This window comes from Thermococcus prieurii, from assembly GCF_054657655.1.
This window is the reverse complement of the sequence record NZ_BAAHYH010000001.1, coordinates 72,199-89,748: the sequence shown is the minus strand read 5'-3', so window position 1 is coordinate 89,748 and position 17,550 is coordinate 72,199. Positions and strand designations below refer to the sequence as shown.

Sequence of the window (17,550 nt, the reverse complement as noted above, 5' to 3'; positions counted from 1 at the left end):
GGAGGGGATAAAAACCTTCAGATTCCCGCTCCAATGTCGTCCGCGATGTCCGGCAGGTCGAGGGCCATGAGCTTGGCCTTGGTCGGAATTCCGTCCCTGCTCCAGCCCCTCGCCTGGTAGTACTCGTCGAGCATCCTGTCGAGCTCCCACGGCGGGACGTGGAGGCCCTTGCTCGGTCCCTCCGGAATCGGCTCCCACATAATCCTGTAAGGCAGGGTATCGTCCTTCCTGGTGAAGCCCTCGCGGACGTTGAAGGCGCGAGCGATGTTCATTATCCTCTCTCCGATGACCATCAGCTCGGCCTCGCCGATGTTCATGCCGGTAACCGCTTCGACGAGCTCGGGGAAGCCCTCAAGGAAGTACATGTGCCTTGAGAACTTACAGACGCCGGTGGCGTCGTAGATTGCCATAAGGTTCTCGTGGAAGGCAATCTCAAAGCCCTTGTTCTCGCCCTTGGTCCTGTCAACACCCTCAAACTTCCACCACTTGCCGACGAGCTCGGTTCCGTAGGCACCGCTGGTGAGGTGGTCGGCACCGCGGACGTTGACCGCGAAAGCCAAAGCCATTCCCTTTATACCGCGGACGTCGTAAGCTGGAGGCTCCATGCCCTTGACGTGCATGGCGAACTTCTCGCTTCCCCTGCCGAGCCTCTCGCTTGCCCTCTTAACACCGTCGGCGAGAAGCTTTCCAAGGTTGCCCTCACGGTAGGCCATCTTCTTGAGTGCCTCGACTGCGGCCTCGCCGTTGCCGAAGGTCAGCTCAAGGCCGTCCGCCTCTTCTTTGGTGAGCAACCCTCTCTCGTAGGCCTCCATGGCCCAGGCGATTGTGACACCGGCGGAGATTGTATCAAGACCGAGCTCGTCCGCGAGGTAGTTGAGATACGCGACGGTCTCGAAGTCGTCGAGCTCGAGCGCGCCACCGAAGGAGTAGAGGGTCTCGTACTCCGGACCGTCGGTCATAAAGGTGCCCCACTTCTCGCTCTCGACCTTAACGTACTGACTGCAGGGCTTGTTACACATTGGACAGGGTCTCCTTCCGACGCGGTACTTGGGCGCCCAGTAGTAGGGGTCAATCTCAATGTGAACCCTGAACTGGAGGCCCTTCTCCTGCATTTCCTTGAGCCTTTCATAGGCCTTCTTGAAGAAGCCCATCTGCCAGTTCCTGGTCGGGAAGGTTCCGCGCTCGCGGTTCATCCAGTCGAGGAACTCCCCGCTTCCGTAGTCCATGTCCGCCTTGGTCGCAGGGTGGTCCTTGAATATCATGGCCCACTTCTTGATGAGCTCGCGGAGCTTCTCGGGCTCGGCAATCGGTATCTTCTTGGTGCCCTTGACGACGATTCCCTTGAGCTTCTTGCTTCCGAGAACTGCTCCAGGGCCACCCCTACCGGCTTGCCTCTCGTCGGTGTCTATCGTCGCGATGAGGCTGAGGTTCTCGCCGGCCGGACCGATGAAAGCGGTCGCGAAGCCCGGGTACTCCTCCTTGGCCTTCTTTCTCGCCTCGCCGGTGGTGAGGCCCCAGTACTCGTTTGCCGGAACGAGCTTGACCTCATCATCCTTGATGTAGAGAAGAACGGGCTCCTCGCTCTGCCCCTCGATTATGAGAACGTCGTAACCGGCCTTCTTGAGCTCCTCACCCATCTTGGCGCCAGCCATCGAACGGCCGTAGGCACCGGTGAGCGGGCTCTTGAAGTTGAAAGCGGTTTTGGAACCGGTTCCGATTCCGGTTCCGACGAAGAGACCGGGGGTAATAATCATCTTGTTCTCGGGTCCGAGCGGGTCGGCTCCGGCCGGAACCTCGTCGTAGAGGAGTCTCGTTCCAAAGCCGACGCCGCCGAGGTACTTCCTCGGGAAGTGCTCGGGAAGGGGCTCGACCTTAATCTCTCCCGTCGTCAGGTTGACCCTCAGAATCTTACCCCAATAACCACCTTTGACTTCCATATGATACCACCTCGAAGATTTTTCGGGGAGGGGAATATAAGGGCTTCGAAAAGGGGTACATTTGACAAAACTGGGGGAGTTAAGTCCATTCGTTAACTTGAGCGAACTTTCATGTACATTGTCATTCAAAGAACTGGGAAGGGAGAGTTAATCATGAATAGAGTCTCAAAGTTAGTTCATGAGGTTTCAAAATCCAACATAAGAGGACAGAATGTGCACTAACCAAGTGCAACTTTGACTGGGGTTTAACACTAAACAAGGATTTTTGTTATTGGCGTCCTTCGGACGCCGTTTTCAGAGTGAAACTCTCGCCAAGCAAGCTTTTGGGAAAAGCTTGACCAAGGAAACTTTGCCCACAGCCTTTGAGAAAGGCTGGCGAAAAGAGCGCCCTTCTTACCAAAGAGCAAGAGGTCAGTCGTGCACTAACAAAAGGGCAAATTCACAGGGGGTTTAATACTACAACAAAACTCCTTGAGATTGTTTCAACTTCATATCGGCGCCCGAAGGACGCCTTCAAAGGGAGAAACACTCACTAAGCAAGCTTTTGGGAAAAGCTTGACCAAAAGGGTAAAACCCTCACGGGGGGCAAAGATGGAGTGCATGCCTTTCCAAGTAACCTGTTGGTTTTTGGGTTTGCTTTAATAAGGGCTCTTGGGAAAGGTGTTTAAACTCGAAACGCGCCCGAAGGGCGCTAATGGAAAAAACACGCTCGAAAACGGCGAGTTTAGAAGCAAACCCTCGAAAATAAACTCTTTTAAAACGCATGCTTCACTTTAATGAAACTTTTACCAAGCAAAAGTTTTCCCCGCCAGCGCTGAAGCTTTTGGAAAAAGCTTCACCAAAAGTTAGTAGCTCCTGATCGAGGGCTCAAGTAGAGCAGATTTTGCTCATAAATCGCACTTTCAAAAGGAGAACTCTCTCAGAAAGCCTCTCCAAGGGGTTTACTCTCCCTTGACGCCCTTCGGGCGCCGGTTTAAAGGTAAACCCTTCCCCCAAGAAGCAATATTAAACGGTTCTCACACTCAAAGGGCCCCCGCCAATAAGGAAAATCCCTCAAAAGTTAACTCCAAAGAAGGAGCTACAAACCTTGGTCAAACTTCGCGCAGGCGAAGTTTGTGTGGTGCGGTGGCCGGGATTTGAACCCGGGTCACCGGCTTGGGAGGAGTCTCAGTTTGAACGAGATGTGGGTCGCGTACAGGGCAGAATTCGAGAAGGCTCTCCTGGCTGAAGTTGCAGAAACTACTGCGAAAGACTACCTAAGCGCGCTCAACCGCTTTTTCGGTGCCCACAAGATAAAGACCACCGAGGACCTGCGCAATTCCTACCTTAAAGAGGGCCAAAAGAGGAACCTTGGAAAAGGCCTGAGGAAGTTCTTCACTTTTCTTTATCAGCATGACGCCATTAGCTTCGAGCTTTACCAGAAATTGAAGAACATCATTAAGCTGAAGCCCACAAAGGCCAGCGGGAAGTTCATAACAACCGGGGAGCTCCTTGAAGCATATGACTACTTTAGAAAGCATGGCCGTCCCGAGGAGCTTCTTCTGTTCAGGATTTTGGCTTACAGCGGGATAAGGCTAAGGCATGCAGTCCAGCTCCTGAATTCATTCAGCAGAGACAAACTGATTTACCACGAGAACTTTGCTAAGTATCCGCTTTTCAAGCACGAGGGAACAAAGGTGGTTTACTACGCTTACATGCCTCGTGAACTCGCGGAGGAGCTTTTCCAGTCGGGCTATACTGAAGACATGGCGAGGAAGTACCTGCGTTATGGCAAGGTCTCGGCCTCGACAATCAGGAAGTGGTTCTCAACATTCCTGGTCTCAAAGGGAGTTCCGCCCGCGGCAGTGAACTACATCCAGGGCCGGAAGCCCAAGAACGTTCTCGATGCGTATTATGTCCAGCTGGAAAAACTCGCCGACGAGGCGTATTCTCGTGTTTTGCCCGACCTGAAGAAGGTGCTGGAGGATGGGGAATGAGCATGTTGAGGATTACATGTCGTGGGCAGCATTGGAGGAATGCAGGGGTTGCTCTTTGGATATTAGGGGGAATCTATGGGAGTATGGCAGTGGTGTTGCACCTGTCAACACTACCAGCATTTTTTATGCTCGCCATCGCTGCCTTGCTCGCTATCCGAGCTGAGAAGGTGCTGGAGGGGTGATTATGAAAAAACTCTTGGCTTTTGTTGTCGCCCTCGTTGTTTTCTCTGCAGGTTGTCTTGAGAAACCACACTCATACAGGTACACCTTACCCCACGCGAAGGAGGTTATCGTCGTCAAGGACTTCAAACTGACGCAGGGCGTTCGCCTCGGCGGTTCTGCGGTCGTTCCACAGATTGTCGTTGACTTCAAGACATTCCAAGAGCACGCGACCGGGACGGTGTATGTTGACGTTGTCGACAGCTACTCCCCAATCTTTTCTCTCGGCACTAATGTGGAGCTCGGCTTCTACACTATTGTGAACGGGACGGTGTGGGTCTCGTATGTGGTTGCGGAGAATGCTCCCATTGATTACACGCTCGTCGTGAATGGGACGACCGTGATTGTGGAAAGAAGGAGGGGTGATGTATCTTGACAGTTGACCCGAAGAAGGCGTTCCTATTAAGATACATAAAGGAACCCAAGACGGCGGGCTACGTGTACTTGCGCGAAAACGAACCGCTAATAAAACTCGCCGAGAAGCTCGCTGAGAAATATAACCTCGATTCGAGGCAGAAGGTCTATGAACTCGCCCTCCTTAGCGTCGGCCTCGGCATTGAGCCTGAAAAGCTCGCTCCGTTTCTCCAAAAGCGCACGAAGGCCAACTCGCGCAAGGTCCTCTTCGAGGTCTACGAGGCCCTTCTCGAGGCCGAGCTGTGATGCCTCGCCCGACCGGCCCCTGACGACCTTTTTCTTTGCAATCTTTTCGTCTCGATTTTTCGCGCATTTAATAATAGTATATTATGTCATCTGCTATTAGAATGATAGCTTTCACGAGTGCAGTCTTTTCATCGCTCCTACGCTTTCAAACGCCCTTCGTTCTGTCCGACAAACCTATTTAAGCCCGCACCGTAGTTTGTTATTTTGAACCACCCTGTTGGAGGTGGGTTTGTTGCTTGAGGTCTTGAGACGTGCTTGGAGAGATGGGTTTGAACGTGGAAAGAAACTGGCAATGAAGAGAAGGCGCAGGGGTTCTCTCGACCCAAGGATTGGAATGGCTCTTGCAGCGACGTTCATCGGCGGGTTCATAGCTCTTCTTGTTGTTGCACAGGTTCAGCCGCAGGTTGACCAGTCCATACCAGCGAACAGTACACTTTATACTTCCTACCAGACCTTTACTGGATACGTCGGCAAGAGTTTCAGCATGTGGGGCCTAGCAATCTTCATTGGTGTTCTTGGAATGGTTGTCGGAGCAATCTACGGCTTCTTGGGACGTGGTTGAAGTCCTTTCATTCTTTCCCACACTTTTGAGTTTGAGGTGGTCATCATGCTCACGAGCATTTACATGTTCATTGTCGCAATCGCGGTCACTTTGTTCATCATAGGGATACTTGAGAGTGAGCTGTCATTTCTCTCAATGTCAGTTGTCCTCTTCCTCGTCGCCGGTTTCTACAGCTTCAATCTCACTTACATAACTGCTAATGGTGATGTTCTCACGCTCAACGGTGCCGAGTGGGCGCTCGCGTTTATTTGGTGGGCCTTTGCGATGATTGGAATCCTCGCGATAGCTCTTTCTGGCTTATCGTTCAGAAGGAGGGATGTAAATGCCTGAAGAACCAAATCTCAATGACATCATTGAAGAGTTTAGGACTGAGATTGATGCCACGCCGAGCTTTGAGAGTCATGACGTCCTGATTGCGGCAATAAAAGACAACGAGCGCTACTTCCCTGCCTCAATGTCAAAGTTCACAGTGCTGAAGAATCCTGGTCTCGCTCTCGCAAATCTCTCGGATAAAGAAATCGCAAAGTTTCGGGCCTCACTCGCAAAGTTCGAACTGCTCGAGGTCAGTAAGATACCCCGCTGGCTTGATGAGGATTTGAGGCAGACGATTGAGGACTTTGAACAGATGAAGCTCTACGTTGACGCGCACCTCAGCCTCGCGAGAAAAGGCCACCTTCTCGACAAGATAACGCAGATTAGCAAGATAATTAGCTATCAGGCGAACGTGCCAACCCGGCCAAAGCGCCGTTTCTCCCTGTTCGGCTTTGGAGGTGATTGAAAGTGGGAGTTCCAATTCTCGTGAACTCAACAATCCTCATGGGGTTGATATTCTTTGCGATAGTTGCAGCATTCATAGCTTTCCTTGGCCTGGCCCTTGGAGGTCCAATACTGCGCGGTCGCCTTCCAGGAGCGGGAGCGTGGTATCTCCTGTATGGAACGGTGACGAAGTTTGGCTACACTACAAACATAATCGGAAACATTCTGAGAATAAAGCTCGGAAAGTCAAAGCTGAGTTTTATCGTCAACCCTGCTCATCGCACCTACCTGTGGGGAAAACCGCTCTACATCCTTTCAACTGAGTACGGGACAAGCATTCACCCCTCTATGCTCGCAATTCTGACAGCGCTCAAAGAACTTGGCAGAGAGGACATGATAAAGGATTATCTTGAGCTGAACTATGCTTACAACAAGCTTGCGAACAGCATTGCCAATGTCGAGGACAATGAGCAGAAGGAGGAGCTTGAGCGGACGCTGGAGCAGATTGAGAAAGCGCTGAAGGCAAAAGAGCAGGAGATGAGGGCTTTTGTAGACAAGAACGCTCATGTTGTCGAGGTTAAGCAGAACCTCGAGTTTGAGGAACTCGCGAGCGACAAACAGGTTCTTGTTGTTCGCCAGGTAGACCCGGCCCTAATTGGCGAGTACAGCACAGGAATCACTTCGCCGAAGCTCACTGGCAACATGGAGCTGTACGCTCTCGAAATGAGTTCTATCCTCAAGAGCGACGTGGTGAAGTTCGCTTTCGCGGCAATGCTCATCATAATCGGCATAGCGTTCGCTTACATGCTTCTGCACGGCAACCAGCCTCCGAAAGTGAACGTCCAGATTTCTCCAGAACTTCTCCATCAGCTGGCTAACGAGACGGCCAAGAACGCCACGAGGGTGGTGAAGGTATGAAGCTCGACGTTTTCATGGAGTATGAGGCGCAGGCCTTGAAAAAGAACATGGCAATGCCTCACGAGGCCTTTCGCCTCTACATGACTTTTTCCCTCCTCGAGCTGAACAACATACTCGCCCAATTCAGAAGCAGATTCCTGAGCGGAAACTTCAGCATGAATCTGTTCCACGAGCTCTATACTGCAACTGATGAGGCCTTCACGCTCATTGAACCGAAGATTTCACCGGATGAGCTGACAGAGAAGGAGCAGAAGGCGTTTGAGACGTTTAAGAAGCTCAAGAACCTCGAGCTGAAGCCCGAGAAGCTTCCGCTTGACGTGAAGGCAAACGTTCTCATCACTGTCGCAGAGGCTCTCGTGAAGTTCGCTGTGAAGCACGGCCTTCTGGACATCATGCAGTTGAACGTCCCACAGACCCTTCCAGCCGAGGAGGGATGAGTATGAACAAGTTGAACAAGTTCTTCGAGATGGTCGGGCGGGCGTTTGACGAGGCCATGAAGAACCATGAGGACCTTGTGATTCTCGTCGATGGAAGGGAGAGGACTGGAAAATCGGCCCTCGCGAGGAGCCTTGCGTATTACCTCCGCGACAACCACGGCGCTCGCTTCGGCCTCTCGAAGAACGTTTACTTCACAGTCGCAGACGTTGCCATGATGTTTAAGTCTCTTAGGAGCCAGAAACAGACGCCCGCGGGAACAATCCACATCATAGATGAAGCTCAGAACGTCCTCCACCACAGACGCTCGATGTCCACATTCAACGTGCTCTTCGACGAGGCTATCAAGTCAATCGGTGCTCTGAGGCAGGTCTTCATTTTCTGCACTCCTGCGTTTTGGGAGCTGGACATTCTGCACCGCCGTACTGATATCCTTGTCCATGTCTACCGCCGTGGCTATGCTGGAGCTTGGATCCCTCCACGCTTGTGGCAGTTGTTCTCTGCAACGATGACGCTGAAGAGGAAGACGAAGATAGTCAGCTTCTCGCAGATTGTCTCGCAGACTGGCATAGTACCCACGATGAACTTCCATTTCTCGCCCCCTGGCGACGAGGCCGACTACAACAAGCTGAAGAACAAGCACATTCGCGAGTTCGCGAGCCAGATTGGCGACAAAATCATCGAGAAGCTCGGAATTGCGCTCACGTTCGAGCAGATTAGCGAGAAGATTGAATCAGTTGATTTGGACGAACTGGTGAGTAAGGTGGTGAGCTGATGCCTTCCCTCGGAAGAGGTCCTAACTTATATGTTGACGGCATTTCGATACGCTCTCTCATAACAAAAGCAAAAGCACAAGCTCAGAAAAGCCAGCAGGCCACATCCTCCAAGGAAACAACTACTACCGCTTCGCAACCTAAGACTCAAGTTACCACCTCCGCCAGATTGCCGCGAGGGAAACTGTACATTGATGGAGAATGGGACATAGCGACAGGACCGCCTGCAACAAGTGGGAATACTGCGAGCAAAAAACAAGACGCTTCTCAAAAGAGAACAACAGCGCTCTCACTACTCGTTGAGAGCGGGGATGCTAAAGAAGTCAGCACGCCCAAGAACTGGTTACAACTCGTTAAACCCAACCAAAGAAACACTCATCGTAGCTACAATGTAACTGTCGACCCAAATACAGTAACTGAGGGAACATTTGACGCATATCATCCGAGCACTACTGAGAAAATTAAATGGTGGTTTGATAGGAATATTGACAAGATTCCAGTATTGAACTTTTTCCATTTGATGCACGAGCAAACTGAACGTGCCAAAAAAGAGACAATGGTAGAACTGGCGGCAAAAGGGGAAACAGGATGGAAAGCAAAAGCAATGGGCTTTTTATATGGGGAACTCGTGGATCCAATAGTCAACCTTCCTGGTGCGGCATATGATACATTGAATTCATTATGGAAGTCCATTCCTGCCAATGACATGGGACCAACTGGCATCAAACATGAAACAAACTCGGAAAAGATCATTACTGGAAATCCTGATGAGGATATTGAAAATGAGTTAATCCTCGCCAGGTATGCACCAAGAGTGTATAAAAGCAGAACCAACCTTGAAAAACAGATAGAAAAATTGAATGAGCAAGCTCTAGTGTTATCCCAAAAACGAAAAGAGTTAGAGGAGCAAGCAAGATGGTTTGAGCAATACAGGAAAAAGGCAGAGCAAGACCCTGTATTTGCCAGACTATATAACTCAGAAGCCGCCCTATTTAATCAGCAAATCAACGAATATAATGAACAAGTCAATGACCTCCTAAGTCAATACCAACAATTAAGTCCAGACCTAGCGAGGGTCAATAATTTTAATAAAAACCTTGAGAAAGCCTCGAAGAGTTTTGCAATTGGCGAGCTTGTTGGAAGTCTTGTCTCAGGAACATTGCTATCAAAAACCGCAGGCGACACTCTTACCTTAATAGCTCCAGAGAAGACAGTAGAATCTGTAAAAATAAATCCCGACATATTACATGGCAACCCTGCAACTAGAGTCACCTTAAAAGAGACAGTATACAAAGGCTGGCTTAGAAAACGGCCAATTGAAACAAAATACGTTACAGGACTCGTAGACAACCTCGTTCCTCCAGATGAAGCAATCTCGGCAGTAAAAACCGGAAATGTTGGGTTCATGAAGTCATTAATGACAGATGACAGTAGTGCATTTCTAAAAATCGCAGGTAGGGACTCAAGAGAATTTACAATGACAAAAGTATGGTCCAAAACTCCATTTAATAACCAGGGAGATGTTCTCGCCCCAAATGAATTCATCACGCCTGCAAAGTTTGAAAAAATAACAGGGAAGCCCTGGACAATTGGGGCTGAAAAAATCGATGACCTCGGCATAAGTCTTAAAAGTGGTGGGGAAATCGTAGATGTTTATTTCCCTGGTGCAACACCCGACACCACTTCAGACGCCCTCGTAGCCGTTAGAAAAAGCAAGTTTTCACCTCAAAAGTTCACGCCAGAGTTCACACTGCAATTTGAGAAATCTCCCGGTCTCTCTGCAGAAGACTGGAAGCTCTTAACAAAAATAACAAAGGCCGGAGCTAAAAAAGCAGGAAATAAGTGGTTAAAGGTCTCTAAGTCAGGAAATGTCTTCCAAAGTTTTTATGACCCGCCAGTCGAGACAATACAGACAGAGAAACTCTCATACCAATTCAAACCTGAATTAGGCAACTATAAAGTAAACACTCTACCAAAAGGCGCCTCATCAAAGTTTATTCCGACGCCAATGATTGTAGGAGATGTAGATTTGCACATTACTATCCCCCAACTCCGCCAACTATCCTACTTATCGCTCTTTAAGACAGTATCCCCACAGAGCTATGCTGATTCTGAGCGAGAGACAGAGACTAACACATATTGGGAGCTTGACTACGACATTAACAAGCTAAAGCAGAAATTGAAGAGGCAAACAAGAGTAGGAACCTCCTCACAGAACCAAGGAGACATACCCATAACGATTCCAGACATATCACCGGAATATGAGGAGGACCAGAAAACTAAACCAAAACCGTGGGTCCCGATTCCACCTCCGAATGTTCCTCCAGTAGAGACACAAGTAGAAATACCGGGCGTTCTACCATGGCAACCGCCGAAGCCTCCAAAAACCAAGCCCAAGAATGAGATTCCTCCATTCTTCCCGCCGGGGAAACTTCCTCGGCCAAGAAAACCGAGAGTAAAGCCACCCGCCGTTCCAATTCCATTCGCAGGAGGAATGTTCGCGGGGAGTGGGAGATACGAAGGCCCATGGATTGGATGGGGCAGGAAAAATGACACGCCGTTGTTCACTCTCACGCCAATAAAAATCCCGAACCCCTTTGCTCCCAAATCGCGTGGAAAGCGCAGGAAAGGAGGGAGGAAGCGTGGGATTCTATAGAAACGCCCTTCTTGGGCTACTCTTCATTTTCTTCGTCATCTTCGTGTTCTCAGTCTTCAGTTTAGTGCTCAGTGCTATCAACGAGCCAATAATCCAACCTGCCATGCAGAACTCCCTAACTGCACCTTTAGTTAGCCAGTTCTTGGACCTCTGGAACAAGACTCCTCTCGTGCTGATTTTCGGCGCATTCGTCGCGATAATCGTCGGGGCGTTCTACTACGAGAGCCAACAAAGGCAGGTGATGTGAATGAAGCGCTGGCTGGCCCTCTTCATTACATTGGTCTTTACTGCCGGGCTGGTTAGTGCGGAGCAGGTACTTTACCTCAACTTTGATAACATTATGATCTCAAACACTGTGTCGTCAGGTTCTGCAACCTTTTCATTCCCAATGACTGTATGCATTGTTTCAGTCAGTGTTGATAATCTTTCCACTGGAGCAACTGTCCATACTTCTATTATATTAAATTCAAATGTGTTGTATGATGTTGCAAGTACATCGAGCTCGATTGTCTCGATCTCAACACATGTGTGTGGGGATTCTTTCACGATTAATGTAGATCAGTCGGTAAACTCTGAATCAATAGGGTGGCATGGGCATGTGCAAGTTCTTGTAGTGCCAGCGGATTCTCCATTTGAGTCGTTTAAAACGGGGGTGTGGGTATATCTTCCTCCCGGCGCGGAAGGAACACCTCAAGGGCTTCTTTTGAACGGAACGGAAATAACCCTGAACACAACATATACTCTTTCAGAAGGAGCAATAAAGTTTTGGCTGAAATGGGACGGGACAAAACCCCTTCCAATACTCCTCAATGGCTCAAAAGTTGTTGTAGGGGTTGATAGCAACGGATATCTCTTCGTGAACTCTTCAACAGGACAAGTATACACTTTGCAGTCGCAAGTTCCTATCGGTAAATACGTTCCAATTGGAATCGGGTGGAAGAACGGCTTTGGTTACATCATGCTAAATTCGAGCATCGTTAAAGTGAGCTGGAATGGTGAATTAGTGTTCAACAAAATTGGAAATGGGATTAAGACTGCATCAATCATCGATGAGCTTGTAGTTTACAACACCTACATCGACTACCAGTACTTATCACAGCTAACAGGAGTCACGACTGCAATTTTGCAGTACAGGGGCGAGAAAATAACAGTCTATCCGGACGGCGGGACTCATCTGCCTGTTCCTCTAACTTTCAATTTTTACTCTCAGAACGGCACTCACCTCGGCTCATTCACCTGGTACGGCTCTAGTGACACCATCCTAGTTCCAAACGATACTTACAAGCTCATAATTAGCTCGGGAGGAGCCAGCTCGATTTATCTGCTAGCACGTGTGACGAACAGCATTGCATTCCTCTCGAGCGACGCGAGCGGAACTGTCGAGCCAATCTATGTCGTCCCCTCCGAGCCGGGAATTTTGGCAGTGAAAAACGCTCAGGGACAAATAATCTACGCTGACGAGCTGAAAAGCTCAAACGACGTGATAGGAGTCCTCGGCGGGAGCTATTACGTCTCATTCACGGACGAAAACAACGTAACGAGGGCGGCGGGCTGGTTCACGTTCACAGGGAAGGGCCTGACACTCTTGCTCTCATCGAACTTGCAGAATGTTACGGGGACATACGCAAACGCCTGGTGGGACAACGGCACGCTGAAAATAGAGTTCGTAGATGGGACTGGAAAAACTAATTCTTGGAATCTGACGGTGCAGTATTATCAGAGTGCGAAGCTCATGAGCAGTTTCACGCTTCCTGAGACCTCGCGGAAGTACATTGCAACCTTTTTACCTCCCGCAGGGGCAGACGAAGCAGTTGTGAAAATCTCAACAGATTCTGGCTTTTCCAAGACAATGACTGTCTACCTCGCGAAAGAGGGAACAGGCCTCATTCCATCACAGGTGTTCCCCTGGTGGCTCCTCATGGGGCTCTTCGGCGTTGGGGGCCTCCTCATCGCCCCGGCCCGCTGGAAGTTCCTTAGCCCGCTCATCACAACAGGAATCCTCGGCTTCGCAGAGCTCGCTGGAATGTTCAGCACGCCGGCATGGCTTCTCGGCTCGCTTACGGGGCTCGCCCTGCTGAGTTTGATAATCTACAGGCCGTCATCGAGAGGTGATTGAAATGGGGTTAACTAATGCCGGACTCAACTTCATGTATTTCATCTTCATGCTGAACTTGGCAGTGGCTATAGTAGGGGCTGCTTATCCACAGTTCAGCTACGTTGACACTCACCAGTATCCACAGCTGAATCAGAGCCTCGAGAAGGTTGAGAACATCAATCCTGACACTCCACTACAGTGGAGCGCCTATGATGTCATCAAGACGTTTTTCTCGAACGTAGTTGGCGGAAACTACTATCTCTGGCGTGCTCTCGGACTGAATGACGTTTGGGCGAACGCATTGAGGATTCTCACGTATCTGAGCTACATCATCGTGATAATAGCAATACTGTTTGGGAGGGTGCTGTGATGAGGCGCGCTTCCTTCCTGCTCCTCTTCATTGTGCTCGGCTCGCTCGCGGTAGTGACGGCCCCGGTGCGGGCGGCGGGAGAGCAGTATTATGGAGTGCAGTTTAACAAGAGTTCATACGTTCTCGTCAAGTCTTCATCGTCTCTTGATTCAATTACGAGCAATGGCGCATTTACTGCGATAGTATTTGCAGTTTCGTACAATGACAGCACGAACGGTAACGTCTTCGCAAGAGCTGGTAATTTAGGGTGGAGGGCAAGATTTAACGCGAATCACAAGCCTTGGTTCTTAGTTGGGAATGGTAGTGGTGCATTTAAAATTCTAATCGGGCACACTACTTTGCACCAAGGCGAGACTTACATGCTCGCTTTTTCGGTTAAAGTTGGCGGGTACATGAAGATTTATGTGAATGGGAAACTCGATGCTTCAATGGAATATACTTTGAACAGGATTGGAGGAAATGGGACACCCTTATATTTAGGAGCAGTGGTGCCTACAGCAGAACATTTGATTGGAAAGGAATACGAGGTCCTCATCTACAACCGTGCCCTCAGCGACGAGGAGATAAAGCAGATTTACGAGAACCCGCTCGACCCGCCTCGTGACGGCCTCGTGCTGGAGTATCTCCCAAGCTCGGTGGACATGGTGAACAATGTCTGGAAGGACCTGAGCGGCAACGGTAATGACGGCTCAATCGTGGGCGCTTCGTACGTGCCGCTTCGGCCAATCAGCGAGGCGCAGTTCACAGAGGATTGGGGGCTGAATTTCACGAACGGGCGCATGAACGTCGGCAATCTCAACGATTTCATGTTCACGAAAGCCGTCTCTGTCATTGCTGTGATACGATACGACCCCTCTGAGCAGACGCAAGTTCACGCGTGGATTGTCGGCAAGGGCAGGGATGTGGAGAGTGGATTTCACCTTGATGTCTTATCAAAAACTCGTCTTGAGATGCGCGTTGGCGTAAATCAGAGTGGAACAACGTCTGTCATAACCTTCGGCACGAGTTTTACAAACTACTATAATGACACGGTTATGGTTGCAGGGGTTTATGATGTCGGCACTGGAGGAGCTCTGTATATTAATGGGCAGAAAGTCGCAGGGACGACTGTTGCCGCAGATGAGATAATATATTCTCCAAACACTGTGCTTGGTATCGGGCATGAATCGTTTGGTTCGAATCTCCTGTATCCGTTTCCGGGCGATATTTACCTCGTCATCATCTACGCCCGCGCCCTCAACAGCTCTGAGATTCAGCAGATTTACGAGCACCCGCTCGACCCGCCAAAGGACGGCCTCGTCTTGTTCTACAGCCCGTATTCCTACGACCCCGAATCGGGGCGCTGGTTGAATGTTGCGCCCATCTTTCCCACGGTGCCCTTGGCGGAGGAGCTGGACGCGACCAACTACGGCGCCGAGCCCGTGAGAGTTTCGATTCCTCAGCTGGCCGTTTACGACATCGAGAACAACTCTGAAATCCCGATTAGCAACGTGAGCGTCGCCATGCTCGAACAGAACCAGACGATAAGCCTGATTCCAAGCCTCCTAACTCTCCCTTACAACTCTACCATCACGCTGAACGTCAGCGCGACCGGGTACTTGCCGAGGACCTTAAGACTATCAACTCCAGTTAGCGCGCTCACGATTTATCTCCAACCTCAGAACAAGAGCGAGGCCTTGAACGTCGAACAGGGCATTAACGCAACAGAAGTCGTCAAGAACATCACCTCCTACGTCTCAATAACTCCGATAAACTCCTATGCGAAGGCATTCATGGACTCTGGCGGGAGCTTTGGAGATACGATAAAACTCGCCCTGAAAGGCGACTCCCTGATGAGACTAATCCTGCCGCAGGTTCTCATTCTCGCGATTGTCATCGTCGTCCTCGTCCAGACCACCAGCCCACTCGCGGCCCTCGGCGGTGCCCTGATAGGATGGGCCATGAGCCTCGGAATCCTCGGTGAAGCGCCGAGCCTGAGGAACAGCGGCATGACTTTTATGCTCGTGGTCTTCCTCGTGGCCTGGACCCTGTGGGACCTCTTCTACAACTACTCACGCGAAACTTAGGGGGTGGAAACATGACTCGGCGAACCAAAAAGCGGAAATGGAACCCCGTCAAACACCCCGGAAGCCTCGAGAAGTACGGGTACAGCCTCCACGCCCCGGCCAAAGTCAGGCACCAGGCCCTTGGAAAGGCCGTCCGCAGGTACGGGTACAAGAAGACAGTCGAGAAAGTTGCCTTCCTGGCCGGGGCCGCTCGGATAGCTCCCTACCTAAAGGCCCGCGCCCGGGCCGATTTGAACTGGCTGAAGAAAACGTACGGGAGGTGATGTGGTATGGCGAAGAAGAAAGACACTTCCGAAAGAGTCCTGCACATCCTGGCCAAGAAAGTGGCAGAGGGAAAGAAGCTAAGCAAGCACGAGAGGGAAATCCTTGCAGTGGTCACCCACGAAGCCCTGAAGAAGGATCACCGCAAGCACCACAAGAAGGCCAAACACCACCACAAGAAACACCACAGGAAGCACCACAAGCGCAGGTGAAGGGGCGCTTTTCGCGCCCCAACCCCCATCTTTTTTGGAGGGCCAGAAGTGGGGAAGCGGAAGAAGAAAAAGAAACAGAAAAAGAACATGCAAAAAGTTCCAGAACCCTTTAACGACTTGATAATAGCGATTGATAGGAGCCAAAAATCGGTGAAAACCAAGAAAGGAAAATCCGTGAAAGTCACCGTGTATTCATGGGTAGATATTCCTGAAACAAAACTTCCTGAGCTCATAGCTAATATCGGCAGAGATAGAGACTGGCTCAAACATGCAAAAGAACAGAACAAAGGATACAAACATAAGTTTGAGAATAAATTTCTGAAAATCCGTCCCCTCTTAAACAGAGTTGAGATAACACCAAACCAGAGGCTGATTAAAGAACGGCTGGAGAAAGAGAGCTACAAACTTGTACTCTTAGAAGACAAACTCTACGAGAAAAAAGGATTCCCCACTGAAAAAGCAATGAGAGAAAGCATTGCAAAGAAGCATAAAACCTACAAGTACCTAATGACAACAGCCGATAACGTGGCTTACTTCGGGCGCGCGATCTATGAAGAAAGATACACACATGAGAGAAAACTCTCAGAGATTAAGGCGCTACTGAGAAAACTTGGGATAAATCTTGTAGAATGAACAACGGGGGAACGGCGTTCGCCAAACCCCCTCACGGAAGCCCCGGCCGTCATCATGTTTCCGAACCGGGGGTCCACTCGGGGGTAACCCCCGCCTAGTTTTAGATTGAAAACAAGAATATATAAAGCTTACTTCCCGCTAAACCTTCAGCGAATAATAATCCTGCGCGCCCCCTGCTTGATGATAATCTCCTGCCTCCTGTTCTTGCCTCTGCGAATCTGAACCGGAATAACGACCGCTTTTGCACCCTTGCTCCTTATCATATTAACAAAGAAGTCCAAGCCCACGTCCTTCCCTACATCAAAAATTACCGCTATAACCGTACTGAAGTACATCTTATCTGTATCAACCTCACCCATAAGGTCCTTCAGAGACTGCTTCCCCTTAGCAATCTTAAGCTCAATCGCAATAGAATCCCAAACGACAATGTCAACCTGTCCATGCTCAAATGGATACTCTTCTACAACGGCATCCGCTCCAAACCTTGAAGCCAGCCATGACGCCAAACGAGCCTGTAACTCCTTCTCCCTTCTGATTGGCCTTGATGGCTTAAACTCCTCAATTGCCCTAAGAACCCTTTCTACTTCAGCAAGCTCCTCAACTTCCTCCTTTTCCTCCTCATAGATATCCTCAAGAATATCCTCCTCACTTCTACTGCGTGGGGCCTCCTCAAACAACTCCCGCCGGAACTCCTCCAGCTCCTTGACAACATCAGAATACCTTATCTTGTATCTCTTGGCCAAACGAACAACATCCTCAAAGCTCAAATTCCTCGCCAGCTTGTCCACAATCTCGGCCTTAGTCCTCAACGCCCGACGCTCGCCAGTAAGCGGGTCAGTCTCATACAATGAAATCCTCTTCGCGCTGGCAATTCTGCGCAACTGCTCAACCTTAAACCGTGAGAGAACCTCCCGCTTCGCCTCCCCAATACGCTTCCGCCACTTAACCTCCTTCGCGGCCCTGTCCATAGCCTTCTTGGTGGCGCTACCCACCTTCTTGAGAAGGTCCTTGAACCCCATTT

General features: G+C 50.1%; 19 protein-coding genes. 17 read left to right on the top strand and 2 right to left on the bottom strand.

The window, feature by feature from the left end:
• Nucleotides 1-17: 17 nt before the first annotated feature.
• Nucleotides 18-1,937 (bottom strand): aldehyde ferredoxin oxidoreductase family protein, encoded by a 1,920-nt coding sequence (locus ACYQ04_RS00540; RefSeq protein ID WP_460126741.1) that lies wholly within the window; start codon nt 1,935-1,937, stop codon nt 18-20.
• Nucleotides 1,938-3,118: 1,181 nt separating this feature from the next.
• Between ACYQ04_RS00540 and ACYQ04_RS00535 the strand changes: the two genes are divergently transcribed.
• From ACYQ04_RS00535 to ACYQ04_RS00455, 17 genes are all read left to right on the top strand, one after another.
• On the top strand, nt 3,119-3,913 hold the full coding sequence (locus ACYQ04_RS00535) for an integrase (RefSeq protein WP_460127230.1): 795 nt from the start codon (nt 3,119-3,121) through the stop codon (nt 3,911-3,913).
• 178 nt (nt 3,914-4,091) lie between these two features.
• Nucleotides 4,092-4,508 (top strand): hypothetical protein, encoded by a 417-nt coding sequence (locus tag ACYQ04_RS00530; RefSeq protein WP_460126739.1) that lies wholly within the window; start codon nt 4,092-4,094, stop codon nt 4,506-4,508.
• A complete protein-coding gene (locus tag ACYQ04_RS00525) occupies nt 4,505-4,792 on the top strand; it encodes a hypothetical protein (RefSeq protein ID WP_460126737.1) in 288 nt (95 codons plus the stop codon). Before ACYQ04_RS00530 ends, ACYQ04_RS00525 begins: the two co-directional genes overlap by 4 nt.
• Nucleotides 4,793-5,024: 232 nt before the next feature.
• Nucleotides 5,025-5,354 carry a hypothetical protein gene (locus ACYQ04_RS00520; RefSeq protein ID WP_460126735.1) on the top strand — a complete coding sequence of 110 codons (330 nt, stop codon included), beginning with the start codon at nt 5,025-5,027 and terminating at the stop codon, nt 5,352-5,354.
• A 45-nt stretch (nt 5,355-5,399) separates the two neighbouring features.
• Entirely contained in the window at nt 5,400-5,684 is a 285-nt protein-coding gene (locus tag ACYQ04_RS00515) for a hypothetical protein (RefSeq protein WP_460126733.1), read from the top strand.
• Complete coding sequence (locus ACYQ04_RS00510; RefSeq protein ID WP_016049692.1) at nt 5,677-6,132, top strand: hypothetical protein; 456 nt, start codon at nt 5,677-5,679, stop codon at nt 6,130-6,132. The genes ACYQ04_RS00515 and ACYQ04_RS00510 overlap by 8 nt, the downstream gene beginning before the upstream one ends.
• Nucleotides 6,133-6,134: 2 nt before the next feature.
• Entirely contained in the window at nt 6,135-7,028 is an 894-nt protein-coding gene (locus ACYQ04_RS00505) for a hypothetical protein (protein ID WP_460126731.1), read from the top strand.
• A complete protein-coding gene (locus tag ACYQ04_RS00500; RefSeq protein WP_016049694.1) occupies nt 7,025-7,465 on the top strand; it encodes a hypothetical protein in 441 nt (146 codons plus the stop codon). The genes ACYQ04_RS00505 and ACYQ04_RS00500 overlap by 4 nt, the downstream gene beginning before the upstream one ends.
• Before the next feature lie 2 nt (nt 7,466-7,467).
• A complete protein-coding gene (locus ACYQ04_RS00495; protein WP_460126728.1) occupies nt 7,468-8,238 on the top strand; it encodes a hypothetical protein in 771 nt (256 codons plus the stop codon).
• A complete protein-coding gene (locus tag ACYQ04_RS00490; protein WP_016049696.1) occupies nt 8,238-10,892 on the top strand; it encodes a hypothetical protein in 2,655 nt (884 codons plus the stop codon). Before ACYQ04_RS00495 ends, ACYQ04_RS00490 begins: the two co-directional genes overlap by 1 nt.
• Entirely contained in the window at nt 10,879-11,139 is a 261-nt protein-coding gene (locus ACYQ04_RS00485; RefSeq protein ID WP_460126726.1) for a hypothetical protein, read from the top strand. Before ACYQ04_RS00490 ends, ACYQ04_RS00485 begins: the two co-directional genes overlap by 14 nt.
• A complete protein-coding gene (locus ACYQ04_RS00480) occupies nt 11,140-13,008 on the top strand; it encodes a hypothetical protein (RefSeq protein ID WP_016049697.1) in 1,869 nt (622 codons plus the stop codon).
• 1 nt (nt 13,009) lies between these two features.
• The gene (locus ACYQ04_RS00475) at nt 13,010-13,357 is read left to right on the top strand and encodes a hypothetical protein (protein ID WP_460126724.1); all 348 of its coding nucleotides are present in this window, start codon (nt 13,010-13,012) and stop codon (nt 13,355-13,357) included.
• Nucleotides 13,357-15,423 (top strand): LamG domain-containing protein, encoded by a 2,067-nt coding sequence (locus ACYQ04_RS00470; protein WP_016049698.1) that lies wholly within the window; start codon nt 13,357-13,359, stop codon nt 15,421-15,423. The genes ACYQ04_RS00475 and ACYQ04_RS00470 overlap by 1 nt, the downstream gene beginning before the upstream one ends.
• A gap of 11 nt (nt 15,424-15,434) precedes the next feature.
• Nucleotides 15,435-15,686, top strand: a complete 252-nt coding sequence (locus ACYQ04_RS00465; protein ID WP_460126721.1) for a hypothetical protein — start codon at nt 15,435-15,437, stop codon at nt 15,684-15,686.
• 6 nt (nt 15,687-15,692) lie between these two features.
• Complete coding sequence (locus ACYQ04_RS00460; protein WP_460126719.1) at nt 15,693-15,896, top strand: hypothetical protein; 204 nt, start codon at nt 15,693-15,695, stop codon at nt 15,894-15,896.
• Nucleotides 15,897-15,944: 48 nt separating this feature from the next.
• Nucleotides 15,945-16,529, top strand: coding sequence for a hypothetical protein (locus ACYQ04_RS00455; RefSeq protein ID WP_460126717.1), 585 nt, complete (start codon nt 15,945-15,947; stop codon nt 16,527-16,529).
• Between the two features lie 146 nt (nt 16,530-16,675).
• On the opposite strand, the gene ACYQ04_RS00450 is transcribed toward ACYQ04_RS00455, so the two are convergent.
• A complete protein-coding gene (locus tag ACYQ04_RS00450; protein ID WP_460126715.1) occupies nt 16,676-17,548 on the bottom strand; it encodes a hypothetical protein in 873 nt (290 codons plus the stop codon).
• Nucleotides 17,549-17,550 lie beyond the last annotated feature (2 nt).